This window comes from Enterococcus sp. DIV2371 (assembly GCF_050498525.1).
GTDB lineage: Bacteria > Bacillota > Bacilli > Lactobacillales > Enterococcaceae > Enterococcus_B > Enterococcus_B mangumiae.
Map to the genome: position 1 here is coordinate 1,885,571 of NZ_JBIPAJ010000001.1, position 24,104 is coordinate 1,909,674.

The following is a 24,104-nucleotide window of genomic DNA, read 5'->3' on the forward strand; positions in this document are numbered from 1 at the left end:
TACCACACCACCTTTAATTAATGTATGTCATAATTATTTGAGACTTTTTTATCAAATTTATAAAACAATATTGCTAAAACTATCCATAATATTCTTGAATTTTGCAATGAAACTCCGAACGAAAATATGAAAGTTACAATAGATAATGATACTTCCATGTATTGTTTGTGTAATAATTTCGCAAAGAAATTCTTCATAAAAAATATAAAACCTATTATAAGAAATGGTATTCCCCATTCTACAGCAAGCTGTAAATAGGTATTATGTGCTATAGTCGGGCTTCCACTGATTACTCGAGCTACGCTTGAGTAGTCCATAAATCCAATCCCCATAAAATGAGTATCTCTAATAAGTTTATAGGCTGTGTCCCATGCATCTATCCTTCCCGAACCACCTTCAGTAATTGCACCACTAAAATTTTCAAACACAATGTGGATTCGTTCTAATTGTGGAACTGTTTGTGTAAAGGTTAGTAAACTCGTTAGTATTCGATCATAAAATATATAAAATAAAGCCAGACTTCCGCTAATCAGTAAGAACAAAGTAGCTAACTTAGCTGGTGAAAGGCGTTTTTTAAAAATTTTTTCAATACTTAAAATGCTAAGCATAACAATAAAAACAATTAGACCAGTCTTTGAAGCTGATAGTAAAATAGTTATTGGATAAATAACTATTGCCAAAAAATTTGTTGTTTTACGTTTAAATCCTTTAAGATACCAAATACAAAATCCACATATTTGCATATAGGCAAAATAGTTCGGATCATTCATAAACCCTCTCATACGTATCTCACCAAACAAAACGATAGCACGCAGAAACGCCGGGCCGATAAAATAAATCAATACCGATACAGTACCTAAAATCAAGGTTCCATATTTTAATCCTTTAAAAAAGATATCCTTTATTTTGGGATTTACAGTCAAAACAGAAATAAAAAGAATAAAATATAGTAAGCTGATTAGAAACTTTTGAAGCGTAATAAATATAGGCATAAACGATATCGAAATATTCAACCAACTAGTTATTTGCATAGTTGAAAAGAATCGCAAAATCAAAAGTAAAATAAAGTACATTGTAGTTTTTTTTGTTAAATAAATTGAGTTTGTGAAAAATAAAAATATGATTAAAAAAATCATGAAAACATCACTAACAGAAACATTAATACCTAGAAATATCTGTGTAATGTTTACTGTAAATCCAATTAAGAAAATAAATCTATTGATTAATAAATCTCGATATCTATTCTCTTCCATTGATGTTGAAATTTCTGTAAGTTCCATTCTCTTCCTCCTAAAAGGATGTCGATTAATTTCTGTATATTTCGTTAATTTGTTTTGAAACTATGCCCTCGCTATATCCTTTTACTGTTTCATTTGCTCTTTGAATGTATTTATTCATAGGAAGATTATCTGAGAAAACATCTTTAAATAAATCTATTAAGTCAATAGTACTAGTGAATAATATTCCGTTTTCTCCATGAGTAATTAAATCTATATTTCCCCTTATATCAGAAGCCATAACCGGAACCCCATTAGCCATTGCCTCCATAACTGAGACAGGGAGCCCTTCTCTTTTTGAAGGAAAAACAAATAGATCGCTGATTTTCATTATCTCAATAATATCATTTCTATAACCTAGCAGTTCAATTTTATTTGATAGACCAGCCTCGTTTATTTGACGAATCAAATCATCTTCTAGCGGACCGATTCCACAAATCAAATATTTAAAATTTTCATTCTTAAATGCTTTCAATGCTTCAATTACAATCTTATGATTTTTATTGTCATTAAGTTCTCCTACAGATAGAATCACTTTTGTCTCTTGAGCAATTCCCAACTCTTCTCGTTTTTTCATTCTATCAATTGGTCTATCATATTCTTCAAGAGGTAATCCTACGCCATTTACTAAATAAACATTTTTTGCAAAAAAATCCTTTAGCGCACGTTGGTAATCTTCTTGATTTATAGTAATTAGCGTATCTGTATATCTAGATAGATATTTTTCAATTGGATAGTATACAAGCCAGTTTATTATACTTGCGCCTTTATAAAAATGAAAGCCATGGGCAGTATAAAAAACTCTAGACTTCATTTTTTTACATGCTAATCGAGTAATCATTGATGCCACAGGCGTATGGGTATGAACGATATCAAAATTATTTTCATTAATGACTTTCTTAAGTTGTTTGTATGCAGACAAATTATGTTTAGAGAAGGGACTTCTATTAAATGGGACTTTATAAACTTCAACATCATGATCTTGAAAAAATGGCTTCAAAGATTGCTCGATTGAACAAGCAACACTCACCTCATGCCCTTCCTTAATCAACATATCAATATGCGGTATAAGAAATGCATTTAAAGTATTGGATATTGTCGTCACATATAGAATTTTCAGTTTATATCATTCCCTTCAAACTTCTCAATAGTTACACTAGAATTTGAGCTGATTCCTTCATGTCGAATAACTTTCTTAATTGTTGAAAAAAAGATTAGAATATCTTTTTTAAATGTACAGTTTTGCACGTAGTAACAGTCATACTCAAACTTTTCATCCCAGCTAATTGCATTTCTACCCTTGACTTGCGCTAATCCAGTCAGTCCAGGGCGGACACTATGTCTCTTCCTTTGTTCCTCATTATATAATGGTAAATACTCAACTAATAATGGTCTTGGACCCACAAACGACATATCTCCTTTTAAGATATTCCAAAGCTCAGGAAGTTCATCTAAACTGGTTGCTCTTAATAGTTGCCCAAACTTTGTTAAACGTACATCATCAGGTAGATAATTGCCGCTTTCATCTTTTTCATCTGTCATTGTACGAAATTTATACATAGAAAAAATGACTTCATCTTTTCCAGGTCTTTCTTGCTTAAAAATTACAGGAGAGCCTAATTTAAACTTTACTAGCAGAGCTACGAATAAAAGTACAGGTGATAAGAGAATCAGCGCAATAGCTGATAAACATATATCTAATGTTCTTTTTCCCCATTTCTGATATAAACCTTTATTATTCATGATGTAACACTCGCTTTATTGTTTTCACTACTCGATATAAATCTTCATCAGTCATCTTTGTATCGGAGGGTAAACATATACCAGTATTAAACAATGTTTCAGCAACATTACTACCAACATAGTCATATCCTTCGAAAATCGGTTGTAGATGCATTGGTTTCCATACAGGGCGAGCCTCGATGTTTGCTTTGTCCAGTTCATCCATTAACATATTTGTGTCGACATCGGAAAGTAAAATCACACTCAGCCAAAAATTTGGTTTATTCCATTTATTTTCAGGCATGAAAGTAATAGAAGAAATTTCAGAAAGTTCATTTTTATAAAAATCATGGATATACTGTTTCTTTTTGATTCGGTCTGACAACACTTTTAGCTGTCCTCTTCCTATCCCTGCCACGATGTTACTCATACGATAGTTATACCCTATTTCATTATGTTGATAATGTCTTGCTTGTTCTCGCGATTGCGTAGACCAAAATCGGATTTTTTCAACTCGTTCTGGATTATTTGAAACAGCCATTCCTCCACCAGAAGTAGTAATGATTTTATTTCCGTTAAAGGAATAGATACCATATTCGCCAAAGGTACCGGTGTATTGACCTTTATATGTTGTACCTAATGATTCTGCGGCATCTTCGATCAATGTTACTTGATACTCTTTACAAATTTTCACAATTTCGTCTAAATTTGCAGACAGCCCATATAAATGAACCACAATAACCGCTTTTGTTTCCGGATATTTTTCCAACGCGATTTTAAGTTGTTCAGGGTCCATATTCCATGTTTCATAGTCACTATCAACAAAAACTGGTTTTGCACCTTGGTAGATGATCGGGTTTACAGTGGCAGAAAATGTTAACGATTGACAAATGACAATATCGCCTTTACCTACACCAGCAGCTTTTAATGCCAAATGGATAGCTGCCGTACCTGAAGTCAAGGCAGCAGCATGATCAATCCCTACATACTCAGCTAATTCTTTTTCAAAGTTATTCACATTTGCGCCAAGCGGGGCAACCCAGTTGGTATCAAATGCTTCTTTGACGTATTCTTGTTCATAACCTTCATCACTCATATGTGGTGATGCTAATAGTATTCGTTCATTTTCCATCTTCGTCCCAACTTTCAATTATTTTTGCAGGTACCCCCACACTTTTTGTATTGTTTAGAATATCCTTAACAATCACACTTCCTGCGCCTATAATATTTCCTTGGCCTATCGAGACCTGTGGAATCACTTTTGTACCAACACCAATTTCATTTTTATTACCAACTATCGTGTAACCAGATAAATTTACATTTGGATAAATCGAATTATAGTTTCCTATCTGTGAATCATGGCCTATCGTTGAATGGATATTGAACATATTGAAATCACCAATTGATATATCTGCGGTATACGTCGTATAAGGCATCAAGATATTTCCAATACCTAGTTTCACATTCAATCCTACAATAGCCGTAGGGTCAATCAGATTAGGAAAAGTCAGATTATTATTATCTTTTAATTTCAAAAAAATTTTTTCCTTAATAAGTGGGGAAGCAACCCCTATAAATACAGCAGTTTTTTGTTCTACTCTACTTAATCTATCTATTGTTCCAATCACCGGTATGCCAACAATCTGTTCATCTAAAGTTTTTGCATCATCGACAAATGAAACATCGTCATATTCTGAACTTCTGTTTAATAAGAAGGCAATTTCTTTACCAAATCCTCCAGCTCCAACAATCACTGCTTTCATGATACTCCCCCTATTTATTCGAAGCTCTTGCAAATGCCACGACTTCTTTCGCTAATAGTTTATCATCATCAGATAATTTATTTACAAACTGCATAACTTCCTGTATCGGATACCCTTTAATATTCCCAACAAAAATCTTCTCATACACTTGTTCATCATTTCGTTCTTTATCCAACAAAAGCTCTTCATATAATTTTTCGCCAGGTCGGATCCCTGTTTCGACGATTTCAATTTCTTCTTCTGTATAGCCACTTAACCGGATCATGTTTCGAGCAAGGTCTAAGATTTTGACTGGTTCACTCATATCTAAAACGAAGATTTCGCCGCCCTTAGCTAATGCTCCGGATTGGATCACTAATCGGCTTGCTTCTGGGATCGTCATAAAGTAACGGGTCATGCGAAAATCGGTGATCGTGATCGGTCCGCCTTTTGCGATTTGTTCTCGAAACACAGGGATCACGCTCCCACGAGAGCCTAAGACATTCCCAAATCTAACCGCTGAAAATTTTGTACAATTTTCTCCGTTTAAACCTGTAACGATCATTTCTGCAATTCGTTTTGTGGCTCCCATAACGTTTGGTGGATTATTGGCTTTATCTGTGGAAACCATCACAAAATTTTTGACATAAGCTTCTTTAGCTGCTTCGGCAACATTTTTGGTTCCTTTGATATTGTTTTTTACTGCTTCTCTTGGATTGTATTCCATCAATGGCACATGTTTGTGTGCTGCTGCATGGTAGACAATATCTGGTCGATGTTCTTTCATGATATGGAAGATCTTTTCTCGGTCTTGGATATCAGCAATAATTGGAATGATTTCTGTTTCATTATGGGAAGGATCTCCTGATAGTTCGCGATGAATCAAATAAATTGAGTTTTCACCATGACCTAATAAGAGTAATTTTTTGGGTGAAAAAGCAAGCACTTGACGACAAATCTCCGAACCAATAGAGCCTCCCGCTCCGGTAACAAGTATTACTTTTTCTGAGATGTGTGATTTTAATTTATCCAAATCTAATTGGACTTCTTCTCGTCCTAACAAATCAACCACGTCGATTTCTTTTAAACGAGAAACATTGATTTTTCCTGATGCGATTTCTTCAATCGAAGGCATCGTATTCATCTTGACTTCTTTTGTTTCAATCAGGTGGAAAATTTCGCGAATTCTTTTTCGTGGTAAAGAAGGGATTGCGATCGTTACCATATCGATTGACATTTCATCGATCAATCTCGGTAGATCCTTTGTATTTCCAACTACTTTTATCCCTGATAAATACGTTTTGTATTTATTCGGATCATCATCTATAAAACCAACTATTTCCATATCGTTGATGGCTTTTGAACTATTGATACTGTTACTTAAAATACGTCCGCCTTCGCCTGCTCCGATGATCAGTGTTCTATATTTATTGAGTGGTGATCCTTGACGCTGTGCTTTGTGTTCGATATATATACGCCAGAATAGACGACTACTGATGATGAGAAACATCGATAAGACATAAGTTAGTGATTGCAATCTTAAGCTAATTTTTTGCATAAACAAATATTGCACTATAAATGATGAAATAACGGTACAAGTAATGGCTGAAAAAATGGCGGCCATCTCATTTAAATTCGTATATCGATTGATTCGCGTGAATGTTTTGAACAACATGCCATATCCGATGTAAAAGAGGAGGGATACGCCTAAATTCACGGCTAAATAATCTTGATCGATCCCAACAAATGGTGTCATAAAATAATAGCTTGATAATATAGAAATTCCTAATAATAAACTGTCAACCAACACCAAGATGATGACTTTTCTTTTTCTAGTAAGTTCAAACAACCCTTGCGCCCCCTAAAACACTTTTATACAATAGGTCGAAAATCTTTTGCATATACTTGCTCCCCATTGATGATATCTCTTGTAACTTGATCCATTTCTTCGATAACTGTTGGTCCAAATTTTTTCTCTACGATGCTATAAGCTTTCTCCATATAAAAATCCCGATCTTTTCGACTATGGGCATCTGAGGCGATCATCTGAACGAGACGGTTTTGGACCAGTTCTTCACTTAATTTCTTGATCTGTTTGCCATAAACACCTGCAATACTTGGTGCAGTCAATTGAGCCAAACAGCCCATATTCAAATAAGGTAATAACAAATTGGGGTTTTCTTGGAAACCGCGGTTTCTCTCGGGATGGACAATGATTGGCACAATCCCCATTTGTCTTAATTCATAAAATAAACTTTCTGTGTACTCGGGAATATTATTTGTTGGCAGTTCAGCCAACAAATAACGATCGGTGACATCTGCAAAAAGAATCTTGTCCCTGTTGATTTCGTCGATCAAATTTCTGCTTATTCGGACTTCTTGTCCTTCAAATAAAGTTAATGGGATGGACTGTCGATCGAGTTCTTTTTGCAAGTCTTCGACAGCTACTAAAACATCGGCTTTTTCGTTGGAGAAACGTTGGTTGTGATGAGGGGTGCATAAAATGTGGGTGATTCCTTGTCGAACAGCTTCTTCTGCCATGGCAATTGATTCCTTGACCGTTTTTGGGCCATCATCGATACCAGGTAAAATATGACAATGTAAATCAATCATTTCTGCTCACTTCCTCATTAATAATAGTAATAATTGAACTCGGCATTTTTCTTTGCACCATTGTAGACGACACCTAGAATCGTTGCTTGTGCAATCGTTAAAAGTTCTTTTGCTTTGATCAATTCTTGTTTCACTGTTTTCCGTTCGCGTACGACTAAAAGAGTGCCGTCGGTCTTAGCAGCTAAAATTTGGGCATCTGTGACTGTTGCAATGGGTGGTAAATCAAAGATGATCAAATCAAACAATGACTTCAAATGTTCGATCACTTCTTCCATCCGTTTAGAATCAAGTAATTCTGAAGGATTGGGCGGTTTTGGACCACTTGTCATGACCCACATATTTTCCACAGAGCTTTGGTGGTAGTAATTCTCCGCTCTTGCTTCACGATCGCCTAAGAAATTACTTAGTCCATTGACATTTGGCAATTGAAAAGTCAGTGCAACGCTGGGCTTTCTCAAATCAGCATCAACGAGCAATACGCGTTTTCCACTGTTTGCAAAAACAACTGCTAAGTTGGCGGCCGTCGTTGATTTTCCTTCACCCGGTCCTGAGGAAGTCACGACCATTGTCTTCAACTCTCGATCAACAGAAGCAAATTGAATATTGGAACGAATCGTCCGATATTGTTCGGAGATCATCGCATTTTTATCTGTAATACTGAGTAATGAAACAGGTAATATAGTGTTCTTCTTCATAAATAGTTCTCCTTATACACGTTTTCGTGAACGACGGCTTTCTCTTTGGTCGTTTGTTTCAATTGTTTCTACTTGTGTCGGCTGAAACATCCGTCCGTTTTCAAGCTCTTTTTTCGTCATTTCATTGACATCTCCAAGGATCGGCAATCCTAGTTCTTCAGTAACGAAACGTTCATCTTTGACTGTTTTGTCCAACAATTCAAGAAGGAAAGCTAGCCCGATCCCAATCATCAATCCTAATAATCCACCGATTGCGACATTCAACATATTGTTTGGCGAAACTGGTGTTGGATTGCTTTGTGCTGCAGAAGTGATCGTTACTTTATTAACATTCAATACGTCTGCTGCTTTTGATTGGAAGACTTGTGCTGTGACATTGGCAATATCCGTTGCATGATCGGGATTATCGACAGTTGCGACGATTTGGAACATTTGTGAATTTTGTGATTGATTGACACTGATTACTGATTTCAGCTCACCTTTAGTCAGACTTTGTCCATAATTTTGTTCAAGTTCTCGTTGGACATCGTTGATGACGACATCCCCTAAAATCATATCTTTATACGTGTTTATCAACATAACATTTGCGTTGACATCTTGTAGATTGGTATTCGTATTTTCTGCTTTTGACTGAACAATCATCTCAGCAGATGAACTGTACTTAGGTGTGATCAAAAAGAATGTCACGCCTGCAGCTAAAGCAAATCCAGCAAGTGTAGTTGCAAGAATCAGCAACCAACGCTTCCTTAAAATATCAAATAATTCTCCTAGACTAATCGTTTCTTCCATGTTTTCTCCACTTTCTATCGTTAATATCTTTTCTTAACTTTGCGTCTTCTTAATAATTCGCTCAATAACCAGATGATAAAACTACAAATTATGAGCACGATCCCCCATTGAATAAATGTTAAAATGAAATTGGTGAGATACGTAGTTAAAAAATGATAGAGCGACTTAGAATTGATTCCGATACGCTCGACCATTCTGGAAAGGTACACAAAAAGCGGTAACGCTAAAAGCATCAGACCAGCGCCACCAACTGCATAACTTAAATAGCGCAACGCACGATGGAAAAAACGTGTGTCGATAGCAATGATTGCGATCACTAGCAGTGCGGAAACTGTCAGTGTAAAGAAAGTCAATAAGGTCAGCGTTCTCTTGTAGCCCATCACTTGCTTTCCATACGTTAAAAGATAGGGAATCTCAATATATTCACTGTAAGTTTCTATTGCAGATTTCTTCAAATTATCGATGGATTGTTGGGTTTCTGCATTGATTTCATAATCATTTTCTTTCGCATAGTCTTCGATTTTTTTCTGGATCGTTTGATCAACATCTTCTGTCCGTTCAATCATAAAAGGAATGTCGGTGTAGATCGAGCGGATGTAGTGTTCAATATTTGATTGAACGTAGGATTGAGGAACAGCGTCTGCCAATACATCTGCGGGAATATTGCTCCCTCGACCTAAATCGCTGATTCTTTGATTGATTTCTGTGGTGATCGTTTCTGAATAGTTGGCTTCTTCCATGGCTTTTTCCATGAATTGTTGATTGAACAATGTTAGTCTCAATACAACTAAAGTCATGCCGGCAAACAAACTCAAGGAACAGATGAAAGTAAGTACCCAACGGGACCCTTTTTGCATGAATTTTTGCGTACTCATGATTTCCTCCTATTTATTAGGATTGATCAACGGACCGTCAACTAACTCACAGATAACAAAAAGCCGTTCATCCGTCATGCCTAAACTATCAACAGGATAGCATGTATATAGAAGCAGTATTGGTTTATCTTTTTGACTGATCAATTCATTGATTTCCGGATCATCTTTATGACGAATCACCATTTCTTTGACTCGATAACGGTAATTCGCGTAGGTCGTATTCGCTGTTACGATATCATTCGTCTGAATACCGCTCAGTTTACCGAACCCATCAACATTGTGCCCACCAATTAATGAAGTTCCAGTCTCACCTACGTAGACAGAACCCATATATTGTCCGGCACCTTTTCGTAATATCTCATCGGTATCTCCAAAATACAAAGGCACATTCAAATTTAATGAATCCACAATGATCTCACCGTAGCGTTCGCCACCTCGAGGGTAAGTGATACTACTTGATGGTAATTCATTGTTCTCATCTTTTGCGATATCTTCTTCTTTGACAGCTTCAAAGGTCTGTTCATTTGTTTCAAATGTTGGTACATCTGAAAGTAAAAATAAATTGATAGAAGAAGTGGCAAAATGAATGACAGGTCGCCCTATGACGTACATAAGAGAATAGCCTACTGCCAAAAAAAAGACAGGGGCAAAGAGCATTGCCCCTAATCTCTTCAGCAGTTTACGCTTTTTACGCAATTTTCGTTTTTCTTCCTACTACAACCGCACCTGCTGCGACTAATAGTAATGACGTAATTGCTAATGCACTAGCGATATAGTTACCGCCTGTTTGTTTGATTGGAGAGCTAGTGCTAAACGCTGGTGATGTAGTACCATCAGCATTTTTTGCACCGATTTGAATATTGCCACCATTCCAACTTAGTATAACTAACCCTAACGCGTCAGCAACTCTCGTCACCTCTCGTTGGATCTGCATGATGATGTCCCGCGGTAAAGCACGGATCAAATCATCAAGCGTATTGATTCCTGTCATATCTATCGTCACTGAACTTAATAGATTACGCACGTTCTGAATTCCAGTAACGGCTGTTTCTACTTGTGCATCCGTTAAATCATTTTGTTTCAAGTGATTTTCGGCTTGTGTAATGTACGTATCAGGGACAGTAAAATCTTTTCCTTGAATAGTTACAGGTGCTTTCAACAAGTCTAGGATCTGTTGCTCATTCGCAGAAATCGCGCCAGTGGCATCTACAGGTACAGTGAACAATAATGCAGTGAAAAATACAACTAAATATCCGACAAACTTTTTCATCCATTCGACCTCCTTTGCATTGAATTGTGAAAACATTGAATCTTGTAAAAAAACATAGGAAATAACATTATTCTTTATATTTCCTACAGCACTTATACTATCACATAGAATTATATGACACAATTTATATCCCTTGCTTTAACTGATGTTTTTCTGAGGCAATCCACCGCTGAATACGGGACTCTTGGCAAGAATGAAACTAGTTGAATCAATAACTGATACACCATGAGAATAAACTATATCGATATAACCTTTTATAGGACACTCATTTAACTCGCAGTGTTAGGTTTATTACCTAACACTTGCAAGTGAGTTATCTAACACTAAGCTTGGTTCTGCATTTAGTTGATAATTTGCGAGATGCCCTTTTCGCCATTCGATGGAAGCCGCTGCACCGATCATGGCAGCATTGTCGCCGCAAAGACGTAATGGTGGTACGATCAATTCCAATTCGGGTAGCTCAGTTGCCAAGTTTTCTTTCAAACTTTTTCTTAATCCTTGATTGGCAGCCACTCCGCCTGCGAGGATCAATTGCTTCACCGGATAGGTTTTGCACGCTCGGACTGTTTTAGTTACCAACACGTCAACGACGCTTGCTTGAAAGCTTGCGGCTAGATCCGCTCGGTCTAATTCTTCCCCTCGTTGTTCTGCATTATGCACTAAATTAATGAATGCACTTTTTAAGCCACTAAAGCTAAAATCAAAATTATCTTCACGGATCATTGCCCGAGGGAAGTTGTAGGTATCTTTGCCTTGATGAGCCAATTCATCGATTTCTTTTCCACTCGGATAGGTCAATCCTAATACACGTCCTACTTTGTCATAGGCTTCCCCAGCGGCATCATCTCTTGTCTCACCGATGATCTCATAAGCGCCGTCTTCTTCCATATAAACTAACTCCGTATGGCCGCCACTGACCAACAATGCCATCAAAGGAAATTCATATTCTTTTTCAAAACGAGCAGAGTAAATATGTCCTGCCATATGATTGACTGGGATCAAGGGTAAGTGATTTGCCCAGGCAAAGGCTTTTGCTGCCGAGATTCCAATAAGTAAGGAGCCGACAAGTCCCGGTCCTTGTGTGACGGCGACTGCTGTGAGTTGTTCCGCTGTCACTCCCGCCTCAACTAATGCTTCTTCAAGACATAAAGTGATCTGCTCTACGTGATGCCGACTAGCAACTTCAGGGACGATCCCCCCAAAACGTTTATGACTATTGATTTGTGAGGCAACGATATTTGATAAGATCTCTTGTCCATCTTTGACAACAGCTACGCTGGTTTCATCGCAACTTGATTCGATTGCTAGAATCAGTTCTGTTTGTTTTTCATTCAATGTTTCATCGCCTCCGTTTTTAGCTTTGTACACATGATGACCGCATCTTCGACTGGCTCATGATAATAGGCCTTGCGTTTGCCTACTTGGCGAAATTTTTCTGACTCATAAAGATGTTGTGCGGCGACATTCGATTGACGTACTTCTAAAAAGACGCTATAGGCTTGGTTTGCTTTTTCTCGCTGGAGCATTTCTTGTAATAATTGCCTTGCGATACCTTTTTGTTGTTCAGTCGTCAGAACTGCGAGATTCGTCACTTCTACTTCATCAAGCACTCTGGTATATCCAAGAAAGCCAATGATTTTATTCTCTTGGCGAACCACTAAGTAATTGGTTTGTGGTTGTTGGATATCGGTCAAAAATTGTTCTTTTGTCCAAGGTGAACCAGTTGAGAAAGCATCTTCGCTGAGTTGCCAAAGCTCGTATGCTAATTGTTCATCCTTGAAAGCTGTTTTTTCTTCAATCACTTTTTTTCACTCTTCTTTTAATATTTTTACCATGTCCAAGGCGTCTTCATTATTTTCGGTATAATACCCTTTTTTTACTTTCCTCGATTGAAAGCCTAGTTTTCGATATAAACGTTGGGCATTCTGGTTGCTGATCCGTACTTCTAAGGACATTGTTTCACATTGATTATTGCGCGCGAATTTCTCGATCTCATTGATCAAATAGGTTCCGATTTGTTGCCGTTGATAGCTAGGACTGACCGCAATATTCGTGAGATGACAATCTAGTCCTAATATTCTAGAACCAACAAAACCGAATAATTTTTCTTTGTCGAATATCCCTAAATACAAAGTCAAGAATGGAGAAGTCAATTCGGAGATAAACGCCGTTTTTGTCCAAGGTAGTTCACCGAAATAGACTTCGCGTTCGATGCTTAACAGCTCTTTGACGTCATCGACTGTCAGTTCTCTTAATTGGTACTCTTTATCACCAACAGTGATCGTTTTCGGTGGATAATCCTCTTTTTCTTTAAGCATCGTCCGTATATAGGCTTTAAATTTTTTCAACATAGCTTTCTTCTCCTGGCGTATGTGTCTCTAGCCACTTTTCTTCTGCTTCCACTCGTTTTAAGTAACGTGGTAAAAAGGCTTGGATATCGCTGACCGGATGGCTTGAAGCACCTAATTGCGCAACGACGACACCACTAGGAATATCCCAAAGTGGCAAAGTATTACGTTTGGCAGACGGGATTGATTCTGCGATTTCCGACTCAAATTTGTGGCTATCACTACCGACAAAAGTGATCGCTCCATCCATTTGTTTTAATTTCTCCGCTAATTCCGCAAAAGAGATATGGGTGTCTTCTAGAAGTGTTTCCAGTTTCCCATGATGCCAACGATAGGCACCTGCGTAAACATTCTTTCTTCTTGCATCAAACATCGGTACGATGATTCCGTCGATCCCCACACAATTTGCTGCAAGTACGGCAAGGCTGGAAACCCCAACCAATTCTTTATTTAATGTGTAAGCTAATGTCTTAGCAGTTGTTACCCCGATTCTCAATCCTGTATAAGATCCTGGACCGCTTGACACAGCAACTCGGTCGATTTGTTCTGGTGTCAGTTGGCAATCTGAAATCAATTGATCCAGCGCTGGCATCAAGGTTAGACTATGGTTTTTCTTTTTATTTACTTGGATTTGACCTAACACCGTTTGGTCTTCAATCACGCCAATCGTTAAGGTTTGATTTGCTGTATCGATCCCTAATGTAATCATTTGACCGTTCCCTTCTGCTACTCTAATATCGCTTTTCATTGTAGCATACTTCCAGAGAAAAAAGGGAAGGAAAAATCAAGTTTGGCTTATGCCGCAGTTGAAATTTCATCCCTTTCAATGATTGATAACTATTCTTTATTCGTGCCCTGTTTTTGTTGATTCTCGTAAAACAAGTTCAGTGGCGATTGTTATTTTCCTTGCAACTGGTGCAGTCGTATGAATAAGCTGGAGTAAGGTCTCCACAGCCAACTCGCCCATCCATTCGGTATATACTTTGACGGATGATAGTGGTGGCGAAACGTATTTTGCCACGCTGATATCATTAAAGCCAATCACCGAAATATCTTGAGGGATCATTAGACCTGCTTCTTTGATTGCCTTCAATGCACCGATTGCTAATGCGTCATTTGCCGCAAATAGCGCGTCTGGCAACTCCTTTTCTTGTGATAAAAAGTGCCGAACGGCTTGATACCCTGCTTCCACAGAAAAGTCAGCTTCGATGATTCTTCCAGATAGATGCTTCTCTTCATTGATCAATTTTTCAAAAATAGCTGTGCGAGGATCAGTTACCCTTATTCGTTGTTGTTTCGTGTATTCTTTCCCGGCTAGCATGACTACTTGTTTGACTTCTTCTTGCACGAAATGAGCCATCACTAAACGCAGACTTGATTCAAAATCGACCACCAAAGAATCGACGCCAAAAGTTGTGCCATCTGAATCGACAAGCAGAAGGTTTTCTTGTGTACGTTTTAATTCGTTCAATTGTTCATCGTCAAACTTTCCGAGTGCGATGGTTCCATCTGCTGGTTGGTCGCTGATTGCGTCCCATGTATCCTTGATCAAACGAATGTTTGCTTCCTCGGCTTTTTTTTCGATGCCTAGACGTATCGAAAGATAATAGAGGTCTTCTAATTCTTCTTGCGTATCATACCATTGGATCAACTTGATCGTTTGCTTCTCAGAGGCTTGATTTTTATGGTGCTTTGTATAATTCAAGTGTTCCGCTGCTTCAAAAATTTTTTGCTTTGTTTCCAATCCTACTGATAATTTTTCATCATAATTCAGCACTCTGGACACGGTGGCAGGAGAAACTCCCGCCAACTGTGCAATGTCTTTGATTGTGGCCATACGTTCTCCTCCTGTAAGTGACTGATTTCTATAATGTTTCAGTAAAGCGCAAGAACGCAGCTTTTCCTTGCTCATCTCGTTTGAAGACCCCAGCATCTTCTAAGACGCGAGCAAAAACTTTTCCGACAGCTTCTTGGATGACGCCTGTAGCTGTCTCTTCAGTCACATCAGGATGGGCTTGTTTTAATTGATCTGCCCATTCACGGTGATAGTCTGCTACTTGGTTCTCTTCTCCTAGCAAGTAATGCTTCACTTCTTCTAATTCTGTTTTTAAACGAGGCGGCAACACTGCCAATCCCATGACTTCGATCAATCCGATGTTTTCTTTTTTGATATGTTGGATGTCACGATGTGGATGGAAAATACCTTCAGGATGTTCTTCTGACACATTGTTATCGCGCAATACTAAGTCGATTTCAAAATAATCGTCTCTTCTACGGGCAATCGGTGTGATCGTATGATGCGGCGTACCATCTGCTGAAAAAGCAACGACCGATACAGTTTCATCGGAATAGTTCTGCCACTTATTGAGTACAGTATCCGCTGCTTCGATCAATAGCTTTTTATCTGGTGACTGTAAGCGAATCACTGACATTGGCCATTTGACGATTCCTGCAATCACTTGTGGATAGTCACTTAACTTGATCAATTTCTCCATTGGCGCTTTTGCCATCGGAAACTCATGTCGTCCGGCTTGGTAATGGTCATGCGACAAGATCGAACCACCTACGATCGGTAAATCAGCATTCGAACCCACGAAATAGTGTGGCAATACTTCGGTGATTTTCAATAAACGAGCGAATGTTTCTTTTGTGATCCGCATTGGTCGATGTTCTTCCGATAAAATAATCGAATGTTCATTATAGTAGGCATATGGCGAATATTGAAAACCCCAACTTTCTCCGTCTAAGTTCATTCGGATGATTCGATGATTTGTTCGTGCGGGATAATTCAATCTTCCTTTGTAGCCTTCATTTTCCATACATAACATACAAGATGGATAATCCACTTTCACCGCTTTTCTTTCTGCGGCGATCTGTTTTGGATCTTTTTCTGGTTTAGACAAATTGATCGTGATTTCCAAATCCCCATATTCAGAAGGGTACGTGTATACGATATTTTTAGCGATTGCTCGTGTTTTGATATAGTCATTGTTACGGCTCAACTGATAAAAATAATCAGTCGCTTCTTCTGGACTTTTTGAATAATGTTGGGCAAAAAAAGCATTAACAACAGAGGGTGGCGGTGTTAAGAAGTCCATCAGTTGGGCTTCGAACATTTCTCGTTCCGCGACTAAATCGGTCACTTGTCCATTCAATTGTGCTTGTTCAACTAAGCGATGCAACAAGTCCACTGATTCCTCTTGAACTGGACGTACGTCAAAGGCCTCGCCAGCTTCTTCGCCAATAAGTCCTAAAATACGATTTTGTAAGTAAATACGGTCCATTTCCATCCAACCGCCAGAAGCGATGGCTAAAGTGACAAAATCTGCTATCGTTTGACTGATCGTCATTTTCTCTCCACCTACTTTTCATACCCATTAGGATGGCTTTCATGCCATGCCCATGCAGTTTTGATGATTTCTTTCACGTCTGTATATTTAGGCGCCCAGCCCAAGATCTCTCTTGCTTTTTCACTTGATGCAATCAAGCGACTTGGATCTCCTGCTCTTCGTGGCGCGATTTTCGCAGGGATGTCACGACCTGTGACTTCTCGTGCTGCTTCTAGCATCTCTTTCACTGAATAGCCTTTATTGCTTCCTAAATTGAAGAAGTTGCTTTCATTGCCAGCCTTTAGATACTCTAAAGCTAAAATGTGAGCAGCGATCAAATCTTCTACTTGTACGTAATCTCTGATACACGTTCCGTCTGGCGTATCATAATCGTCACCATAAACAGCCAATGCTTCTCGTTGTCCAAGAGCGACTTGTAAGATGATTGGAACTAAATGCGTTTCTGGCGTATGATCTTCGCCGATCGATGCATCCTCTTTAGCACCTGCTACATTGAAATAGCGCAATGCAACGTAGCGCATGCCATAGGCTTCGTCACACCACTTCATCATTTTTTCCATCATCAATTTGCTTTCCCCATAAGGATTTTTCGGATTCGTTGGTGACTCCTCTGTGATCGGCGATTCTTTTGGCTCGCCATAAGTCGCAGCTGTCGAAGAAAAGACGATGCGTTTCACATCAAATTCATGCATCACTTCTAATAACACTTGCATACCATAAACATTATTATTAAAGTAAACTAATGGTTTTTCGACCGATTCGCCAACTAAAGAACTTGCCGCAAAGTGTAAGACACCTTCAATCGTTTCTTTTTGAAAAACAGAACGCAAGAAATCTTTGTCACGAATATCCCCTTCATAAAATCGTGCATCCGTGTGGATCGCTTGGCGATGACCGGTTAATAGATTGTCCACGACTGCTACATCATAGCCCTTTTCAATTAATTGATCGACGGCATGAGAACCAATATAACCTGCTCCGCCTAATACTAAAATTGTCATGTTAAGACTCCTTTATCCATATAATTATATTCGTTATTTATTTTAACAAAAGTGAGGATCAGAAAACAGGGACTTTTTTTGGCAGGACCTTCTTTCGATTTATTTAGTAAATTTATAATAAAACATTTAGTAAACTTTTTCAACATTAACTTGTAAAGGGTTTCAAATAAAATACGAAAGACTAGCGTTTTTCTTTGTTTTGCTTCATAATGAAGAGGTCAAATAGATAAATGAGGTGAATCATTATGAAAAAATTTGTATCAGGTATTTTAATAGGTAGCTTAGCTACTGTAGCAGCTGTTGCTGGATTAGTCACATCTGTAAAGAAAACAGTCATTGATCCAATCGACGAAAAAGAAGCAATGATTGAAGAAAATCGTAAAAAAGCAATGAGAAAACGTGTTTCAAGATAACAGATGATGAAAAAGCGTTTTGACCACTACTCATTCGCTTTTTCTGTCTTATGCTCTAAAAAAGAACGTTCTTTCAAGAAGTGATCACTTACTTGAAAGAACGTTCTTTTTTATGCCTCTTCCGCTAAAATCAATTGCGCGATGTGATCGATTTGCTTTAAATTCCAAAAATCAACATGCGGCCTAGGAACAGAAGCCGTCAACCATTCGACTCCTTCTGTCGGAATACCGATGCAAAACAAATTGTTTTGAACTTCCCCATTTGCATCGATCACATGAGAACTGCTACGCTCCACTGCCACCGCACCAGAAACATATTCTCCGCTTGAATCATGTAACTGGAATGGCTGAAGGATTTGCTTCTCACGTAGATTCTTCAATACCGGATTGCTTGTTGTTTGCAAATCATTTTTTGGTAATCGTGCCTCAATGAGGCAATCGAATGTAAGCTCCCCGTCTTCAAGACAAAAGTGTCCATTCTTTCCGGCAATTGTAAACGGGGGTTCCACCAAACGAAAAATCCCCGCATCGATCAAAGCTGCTAATTCCTGTGTTCTTCGTAAAGGCGGACCAATGGTAAAGAACGCATCAAACGTATTGAACCATTGCCACAAGACTTCTTTGTATTCTTTTGCCGAAAAGACCTCCCACAACATCACTTGATGAACGAGATTACGCCAGTCTTTCAAAGCGTCCAATGTCGCGATCAAAGGTCCGTCAACATTGCCTTTTTGTGCTTCGCTGATCTGATCTTCGATGTATTTCCGACTCATTTCTGGATAAGGCAACGTATGATCGGTCAAGTGATCTAGTAGATCCCAAGACCACAAGTCATGAGATAGTTCAGGATATTGTTGCAGCCATTCGTTTTCTGAAGATACAAGGAAGACTTCTTGAAATTCACTGAGAGAAATCGCTAAACCACGTTCTTCAATCACTTTTTTATAGTAAAATAGCTCAAGTTCTTTCTTTAATTCTGCAAAGAAATCTTGACCACTCAATTTTTTGGTGCGATAGTACGTTTCTAACCGTTCTTGTGTCAGAATAACTGGTTTTGCCACTTCGCCCACTTTTTTCTGATTTCGGCCATGAGGATAATAAGGAAAGCCACGGCGAGAACCACAATATACGATTGGTTCTTCACCAGAAGGTAGATAAACTAATTTCCCTCCCTGTTCTACAAAACGCCCACCACGCTGCTGCGTCAATAAACCGATATAATCAAAGAAACACAGCCCTAAACCGCGAATAAACACTGGCTCTTTCGCAGGGATCATCGATAGATCAACATCCGCAGGGTTTGCTGGTCCTTGATAAAACAAATCGTGCGCAGCAGCATACCCACTCAATTGGCTTTCTTCTGTCGTAAATTCATGTTCCCAGTGACCAGTCGCCAGGATCAGCTGATCCACTACATATGTTTCTTCTATTGTTTCCACGACAAATCGTGTGTCTTTCTTTGTTACTTCAGTGACTAATTGTTGGACATAGTCAAAACGATCAGGAAACCGCTCTTGCAATTCCTCGTAGAACCATTGCAGATAAGCGCCAAAGAACCGACGACTTGTTGGTTGGTTTTCTGATAAGTCAGCCGCTTCACGTAAAAAAACTTCTTTTTCTTTGATATTAGTTTTCTCGAGGTATGAAGGTGCAAGTTCTTTCGCCCATTGATAGAGATTTATCCCGTTAGCGACCACCCCACTGCTACTCAATGTTTCATCCGTGAACATCGTCACTTGTGACGCCAAGGAATTCATCAATACTTCTTTCGGCTGATCCACCCGCCATACTTTACCGCCGATTCCACTTGGATCAAATAGCAGGATCTCGATCTCTTTTTCTTGTTGATTATTATAAAGTAAACGTTCTAACATGCTAAGTCCACGAGGTCCTGCCCCGATAATCCCAATTCTCATCTATCCACCTACCTGTATGTATTCGCTCTACTGCTCACTTCGCTTTAAAAAAATTTTTAAATACTGGAACACTACGACCAGCTATAATCAGAGGTTATACCCTCTGATTCAATCATAGCATAATTTTTCTACGATAAGAAAAAACAACAAGAAAAAAGAGCAAATAACAGCTCTTATTCTTGTTGCTACAAAGGTTATACAAGATGCACGTGGCGCCTCGTTAAATTTTCTTACTTTTGATTTTACCTGACCAGCCGTCATAGCCGCCTTTTAAGATGTAGATATCTTGGTAGCCTGCTTTACGTAATTGGTTGGCTGTACGAATACTCAAACTTTTCTTTTGATCATAAATATATACAGGTTGATCTTTACGAATCGAACCAAGTGAGTTTTTTAGTACTGTATAAGGAATATTTCTTGCGCCTAAAATATGTCCCGCATCAAAGACGTCTTTTTCACGAACATCGATGACTTGTGCACGACGCATGCCTTCACGAAATTCTGCTTCTTCAAGCATTGTCGCTGAACGTTTAGCCATTACTCGCAAGTAAACTTCCCAAAATACGATTGCTAAGATGATCAGTAATAAAATGATGTTAATAATCCATAAAACCATGTCATGCCTCCACGTTATTCAGCATATTTCAAGGCTAATGACGCAGCGCCGATCACGCCTGCTTCATTTCCTAATTCTGCTAATTTGATTTTTGTTGATTCTCTTACTTGAGGGAAGGTAAATTCTTTGAAGTATTTTTCTACGCGACTACGTAAGAATTCCCCAGCAGCGGATACGCCTCCACCAATCACAATACTTGATGGATTCAATGTGTTTCCTAAATTCCCACAAGCTAATCCTAAGTAAAGACAGACACGATCGACGACCATCAAACCAAATGGATCATCTGCTTCTGCTAATTCAAAAACATCTTTACTTGTTACTTCTTCCCCATTATCAAGCATTGCTTTCAATCTAGAATCGCCAGCATATTCTTCTGCTAGATGACGAGCTACTCGAACCACACCTGTGGCACTTGATACGGTTTCTAAACAGCCACGTTTGCCACATGTACATTCAAAACCATTTGGATCGATCGTGATATGACCAACTTCTCCAGCCGCGCCAGTCACACCATGAAGCAAATGACCATCTGCAACGATACCACCACCAACACCTGTACCTAGTGTGATGAACACGACATCAGGATCATTTTCGCCGGCACCTTTCCAACGTTCGCCTAGTGCTGCAACATTTGCATCATTATCGATCGCAAATTTGATACCTGTTCCTTCTTCAATCATTTTTTTGACAAATTGCAACTCACGCCAATTTAGATTATAAGCACCAATCACTGTACCAGCTTCGCTATCTACAGTACCCGGTGTACCCATGCCGATACCGATAAAGTCTTCAGCTTTCATACCGTATAAGTTCAGACGATGATTGATAGATTCAATGATTTCAGGAATAATGTGCTTGCCATCATCCAAAATATTGGTATCGATACTCCATTTCTGTTGAATTTCTCCGTCAGGTGTCAAGATCGCAAATTTTGCTGTTGTTCCACCTAAATCAATCCCAATAATTTTTTTGTCCATGATCAATTTCCTTTCTTTCTGCTCTCTTCGATTCGATGTTCTCTTTTTAAGATGTGCCACGCAGTCATATATGTTTCATGATCGATCAAATGATTCTCATAAAGCTTACGTAATTCGATCGTCATCAATTCAATATCATAAATCCGTGCCCCCACATAAATAAAGATACCAAATCTCTTGAATAGCTGTTGTACGTCGTATAAGCTTTCCATTTAAAGCACTTCCTTCACATTATACAAGTATTCCATAATTTTTTAAACCCACTAAAACACATATTATAAAAAGAAAGAGAAAAACGATGAACGACAAAATACGATGATGGATCGAGTAATCATTGAATCGATCAGGTAACCCTAGTAAATTACCAATCAAGAACCCGCCGATCAAACCGCCAAGATGCCCCAAAATATCTACAGAATTATCTGATAAACCGAATATGAAAGAAAAAACGATGAATAGCATGTAACGACGCACAAGTTGTTTGACGACATAATCGTTTTTATAATGGATACCAAGGACAAACAGTGCGCCAAATAAGCCAAAAAGCGATGTACTTGCTCCACCAGATAATACATTCATTTCATTGAAAGCAAAACTTGCTATATTTCCCATGATACCACTAAGTAAATAAATCAAGAAAAAGCGCCAATGACCGTATACTGTTTCGATTTGTGAACCCATAAAATACAAAACAACGGAGTTCAATACAAAATGCATCATCCCAAAATGAATAAATATCGGCGTGACCAGACGCCACCATTCATTAAAAAAAACAATATGCTGGCCAGACATCCCCAGTTCAAACGCAACGCGATTCCCAGGTAATATCTCCATTGCGATAAAGACGATTGTTTGGATCACTAAAAAGATCTGTGTTAAATATGGCCCATTTAGCCAAGATTTTAAATGAAATTGTTGCTGACGGTTGACTTTCATAAATACCCCCTTGTTTTTTAATCAATCAATAGATGTTGAATTTTTTTATCAAATATTTCTGGTTGCCAATCACTATGAATCATTTCTTTGAAAGCTAAACTACAGGTTTGATGCGGATACTCTTGAAGATAGCGATCATAATACCCTCCACCAAAGCCAATTCTATATCCCTCTGGATGAAAGACGATTCCTGGTACGATCAGCAAATCGATCATTTCTGCCTCATAAAGATGAGTTGACACAGGTTCCAAAACACCAAAATTTGACCGTTTCAATACCGTGTTCTCAGTGTACGCATAAAAAGCCATTTGACGTTTTGGTAATGTCTTAGGGATCACAACGATTTTCCCTGTGGCTCTTGCTTGTTCAATCAACGGTCGTGTATCTATTTCAAATTCATTTGAAAGTGTCAAACCAATGACTTGCGCGTTTTTCCAATAGTCAGTGGCAAACAACTGCGCAGCGATTTTTTGTTCTTTTGTTTTTTTATCGCCACTTACAGCAATTTTTTTCAGCTTATCGATACCAAACTGACGAAGTTTTTCCTTTTTCTGCTTTTCGTCTCCCATATAATCACCTGCCTACCTTCTGTTAAAATGGTAGCGGAAAACGGCGAAAATAGCAATTTAACTTTTTAGATTTTTGCGTTTGTTCGAACTTATTTTAGTTAGAATATCAATCTAGCATAGCTTTACTGAATTTATATTAGTTGAACCATGTTTAACTCGCGACTTCATCATGTAGTTATTTCCATCAAATCCCACAAAAAAAAGACATTCACAAATTAGTGTTGACCGCTACTCATCATTGTGCACAAAGACTCATTCACAGTCTAGGTTTGACTAGTACAGTGCATGAGTCTTGTTTTTTTTAATGCTAAGATTTCATCTAAATGATTCATTTAAATTAAAAGCTTTAGGTATTTATGCAAACTCGTTTTTTACTAATAAAGTCTCTGCTATAGAGTATGTAGTGACCCCAAAAAGTTAGACCAAAAAAGCTAGCTTCTGGGGGTCAGTACAATATTAGGATTCTTCAGAGTATTTCCAATACTTTTCTTTGAACTTTTAAGGGATTTATGTGTATCAAGCATTTCATCAAAATGACCCCACTATTTCTCAGGCTCTCGTCTAAATTGCTTCTCAGCAAACTTATAAATTATATTTCTAAAGTAATTTTAACTCTTTTCAATAATTCTATTAACTCACTATCATCTGATTTTTTTGTTTCTTTTTTTACGTTTTTATCTAAGTAGTTGTAAAAAGTGTCAAAATCTAAATACACTACCTGATTTACTTCTACAGCTGGAGAAGCCAACTCAATCAATACATGTTTGTCATCTAGTGGCTTAGGCAATTGCGCCATATCGTAGTCATCTAAATCATTTTCAAAAGATAAAAAAACAACCTCTTCTCCCCATCCTTCCTTATTAGATAATAAACTTAATACCTTCTTTAGATTTCTATTAGCTGCACAAAAAAAAGTTTCCATAAGGCAATCTATCTCTTGCTCATTTTTTAAAATCTTAAATTCTTCTGTCATCATCTTCACTCCAATCAAT

The 24,104-nt window shown here is 38.1% G+C and carries 27 protein-coding genes; 1 reads left to right on the forward strand and 26 read right to left on the reverse strand.

Features of this window, described 5'->3' with window-relative positions; genetic code table 11:
• Nucleotides 1-17 precede the first annotated feature (17 nt).
• From IGL24_RS08780 to galE, 19 genes are all read right to left on the reverse strand, one after another.
• Complete coding sequence (locus tag IGL24_RS08780) at nucleotides 18-1,280, reverse strand: O-antigen ligase family protein (protein WP_206857095.1); 1,263 nt, start codon at nucleotides 1,278-1,280, stop codon at nucleotides 18-20.
• 25 nt (nucleotides 1,281-1,305) lie between these two features.
• Nucleotides 1,306-2,382, reverse strand: a complete 1,077-nt coding sequence (locus IGL24_RS08785) for a glycosyltransferase family 4 protein (protein WP_206857092.1) — start codon at nucleotides 2,380-2,382, stop codon at nucleotides 1,306-1,308.
• An 11-nt stretch (nucleotides 2,383-2,393) separates the two neighbouring features.
• Entirely contained in the window at nucleotides 2,394-3,020 is a 627-nt protein-coding gene (locus IGL24_RS08790) for a sugar transferase (RefSeq protein WP_206857091.1), read from the reverse strand.
• Entirely contained in the window at nucleotides 3,013-4,131 is a 1,119-nt protein-coding gene (locus tag IGL24_RS08795; RefSeq protein WP_206857089.1) for a DegT/DnrJ/EryC1/StrS family aminotransferase, read from the reverse strand. The genes IGL24_RS08790 and IGL24_RS08795 overlap by 8 nt, the downstream gene beginning before the upstream one ends.
• Nucleotides 4,121-4,762: an acetyltransferase gene (locus IGL24_RS08800; RefSeq protein ID WP_206857087.1), complete on the reverse strand. Its 642-nt coding sequence runs from the start codon at nucleotides 4,760-4,762 to the stop codon at nucleotides 4,121-4,123. The genes IGL24_RS08795 and IGL24_RS08800 overlap by 11 nt, the downstream gene beginning before the upstream one ends.
• A gap of 10 nt (nucleotides 4,763-4,772) precedes the next feature.
• The gene (locus IGL24_RS08805) at nucleotides 4,773-6,590 is read right to left on the reverse strand and encodes a polysaccharide biosynthesis protein (protein ID WP_207699725.1); all 1,818 of its coding nucleotides are present in this window, start codon (nucleotides 6,588-6,590) and stop codon (nucleotides 4,773-4,775) included.
• A gap of 23 nt (nucleotides 6,591-6,613) precedes the next feature.
• Nucleotides 6,614-7,354 (reverse strand): tyrosine-protein phosphatase, encoded by a 741-nt coding sequence (locus IGL24_RS08810; protein WP_207699724.1) that lies wholly within the window; start codon nucleotides 7,352-7,354, stop codon nucleotides 6,614-6,616.
• A gap of 17 nt (nucleotides 7,355-7,371) precedes the next feature.
• The gene (locus tag IGL24_RS08815; protein ID WP_207699723.1) at nucleotides 7,372-8,049 is read right to left on the reverse strand and encodes a CpsD/CapB family tyrosine-protein kinase; all 678 of its coding nucleotides are present in this window, start codon (nucleotides 8,047-8,049) and stop codon (nucleotides 7,372-7,374) included.
• Nucleotides 8,050-8,061: 12 nt separating this feature from the next.
• Nucleotides 8,062-8,838 (reverse strand): YveK family protein, encoded by a 777-nt coding sequence (locus IGL24_RS08820; protein WP_207699722.1) that lies wholly within the window; start codon nucleotides 8,836-8,838, stop codon nucleotides 8,062-8,064.
• 20 nt (nucleotides 8,839-8,858) lie between these two features.
• Nucleotides 8,859-9,713 (reverse strand): hypothetical protein, encoded by an 855-nt coding sequence (locus IGL24_RS08825; protein ID WP_206857077.1) that lies wholly within the window; start codon nucleotides 9,711-9,713, stop codon nucleotides 8,859-8,861.
• 9 nt (nucleotides 9,714-9,722) lie between these two features.
• The gene (locus tag IGL24_RS08830) at nucleotides 9,723-10,370 is read right to left on the reverse strand and encodes a class D sortase (protein ID WP_207699727.1); all 648 of its coding nucleotides are present in this window, start codon (nucleotides 10,368-10,370) and stop codon (nucleotides 9,723-9,725) included.
• A gap of 31 nt (nucleotides 10,371-10,401) precedes the next feature.
• Entirely contained in the window at nucleotides 10,402-10,983 is a 582-nt protein-coding gene (locus IGL24_RS08835; protein ID WP_207699721.1) for a hypothetical protein, read from the reverse strand.
• A 291-nt stretch (nucleotides 10,984-11,274) separates the two neighbouring features.
• A complete protein-coding gene (gene tsaD / locus IGL24_RS08840) occupies nucleotides 11,275-12,318 on the reverse strand; it encodes a tRNA (adenosine(37)-N6)-threonylcarbamoyltransferase complex transferase subunit TsaD (RefSeq protein WP_207699720.1) in 1,044 nt (347 codons plus the stop codon).
• The gene (rimI, locus tag IGL24_RS08845; RefSeq protein ID WP_207699719.1) at nucleotides 12,315-12,785 is read right to left on the reverse strand and encodes a ribosomal protein S18-alanine N-acetyltransferase; all 471 of its coding nucleotides are present in this window, start codon (nucleotides 12,783-12,785) and stop codon (nucleotides 12,315-12,317) included. The genes tsaD and rimI (IGL24_RS08845) overlap by 4 nt, the downstream gene beginning before the upstream one ends.
• A gap of 6 nt (nucleotides 12,786-12,791) precedes the next feature.
• Nucleotides 12,792-13,334 carry a ribosomal protein S18-alanine N-acetyltransferase gene (gene rimI / locus IGL24_RS08850; RefSeq protein ID WP_207699718.1) on the reverse strand — a complete coding sequence of 181 codons (543 nt, stop codon included), beginning with the start codon at nucleotides 13,332-13,334 and terminating at the stop codon, nucleotides 12,792-12,794.
• Entirely contained in the window at nucleotides 13,318-14,040 is a 723-nt protein-coding gene (tsaB, locus tag IGL24_RS08855; RefSeq protein WP_207699726.1) for a tRNA (adenosine(37)-N6)-threonylcarbamoyltransferase complex dimerization subunit type 1 TsaB, read from the reverse strand. The genes rimI (IGL24_RS08850) and tsaB overlap by 17 nt, the downstream gene beginning before the upstream one ends.
• A 135-nt stretch (nucleotides 14,041-14,175) precedes the next feature.
• A complete protein-coding gene (locus IGL24_RS08860; protein WP_207699717.1) occupies nucleotides 14,176-15,168 on the reverse strand; it encodes a LacI family DNA-binding transcriptional regulator in 993 nt (330 codons plus the stop codon).
• A 28-nt stretch (nucleotides 15,169-15,196) separates the two neighbouring features.
• On the reverse strand, nucleotides 15,197-16,681 hold the full coding sequence (galT, locus tag IGL24_RS08865; RefSeq protein ID WP_207699716.1) for a UDP-glucose--hexose-1-phosphate uridylyltransferase: 1,485 nt from the start codon (nucleotides 16,679-16,681) through the stop codon (nucleotides 15,197-15,199).
• A gap of 11 nt (nucleotides 16,682-16,692) precedes the next feature.
• Nucleotides 16,693-17,682: a UDP-glucose 4-epimerase GalE gene (gene galE, locus IGL24_RS08870; protein WP_206857054.1), complete on the reverse strand. Its 990-nt coding sequence runs from the start codon at nucleotides 17,680-17,682 to the stop codon at nucleotides 16,693-16,695.
• Between the two features lie 245 nt (nucleotides 17,683-17,927).
• Between galE and IGL24_RS08875 the strand changes: the two genes are divergently transcribed.
• Nucleotides 17,928-18,095, forward strand: coding sequence for a DUF3042 family protein (locus tag IGL24_RS08875; protein ID WP_207699715.1), 168 nt, complete (start codon nucleotides 17,928-17,930; stop codon nucleotides 18,093-18,095).
• Between the two features lie 110 nt (nucleotides 18,096-18,205).
• On the opposite strand, the gene IGL24_RS08880 is transcribed toward IGL24_RS08875, so the two are convergent.
• From IGL24_RS08880 to IGL24_RS08910, 7 genes are all read right to left on the reverse strand, one after another.
• Nucleotides 18,206-20,011: an FAD/NAD(P)-binding protein gene (locus tag IGL24_RS08880; RefSeq protein WP_207699714.1), complete on the reverse strand. Its 1,806-nt coding sequence runs from the start codon at nucleotides 20,009-20,011 to the stop codon at nucleotides 18,206-18,208.
• 220 nt (nucleotides 20,012-20,231) lie between these two features.
• On the reverse strand, nucleotides 20,232-20,627 hold the full coding sequence (locus IGL24_RS08885; RefSeq protein WP_206859021.1) for a rhodanese-like domain-containing protein: 396 nt from the start codon (nucleotides 20,625-20,627) through the stop codon (nucleotides 20,232-20,234).
• A 14-nt stretch (nucleotides 20,628-20,641) separates the two neighbouring features.
• Entirely contained in the window at nucleotides 20,642-21,607 is a 966-nt protein-coding gene (locus IGL24_RS08890) for an ROK family glucokinase (protein ID WP_019723942.1), read from the reverse strand.
• Nucleotides 21,608-21,609: 2 nt separating this feature from the next.
• A complete protein-coding gene (locus IGL24_RS08895; protein WP_207699713.1) occupies nucleotides 21,610-21,819 on the reverse strand; it encodes a YqgQ family protein in 210 nt (69 codons plus the stop codon).
• A 19-nt stretch (nucleotides 21,820-21,838) separates the two neighbouring features.
• The gene (locus IGL24_RS08900; RefSeq protein WP_207699712.1) at nucleotides 21,839-22,543 is read right to left on the reverse strand and encodes a rhomboid family intramembrane serine protease; all 705 of its coding nucleotides are present in this window, start codon (nucleotides 22,541-22,543) and stop codon (nucleotides 21,839-21,841) included.
• Nucleotides 22,544-22,560: 17 nt separating this feature from the next.
• Nucleotides 22,561-23,112 (reverse strand): 5-formyltetrahydrofolate cyclo-ligase, encoded by a 552-nt coding sequence (locus IGL24_RS08905; RefSeq protein ID WP_207699711.1) that lies wholly within the window; start codon nucleotides 23,110-23,112, stop codon nucleotides 22,561-22,563.
• Between the two features lie 589 nt (nucleotides 23,113-23,701).
• On the reverse strand, nucleotides 23,702-24,085 hold the full coding sequence (locus IGL24_RS08910; RefSeq protein ID WP_429966318.1) for a hypothetical protein: 384 nt from the start codon (nucleotides 24,083-24,085) through the stop codon (nucleotides 23,702-23,704).
• Between the last annotated feature and the right edge of the window lie 19 nt (nucleotides 24,086-24,104).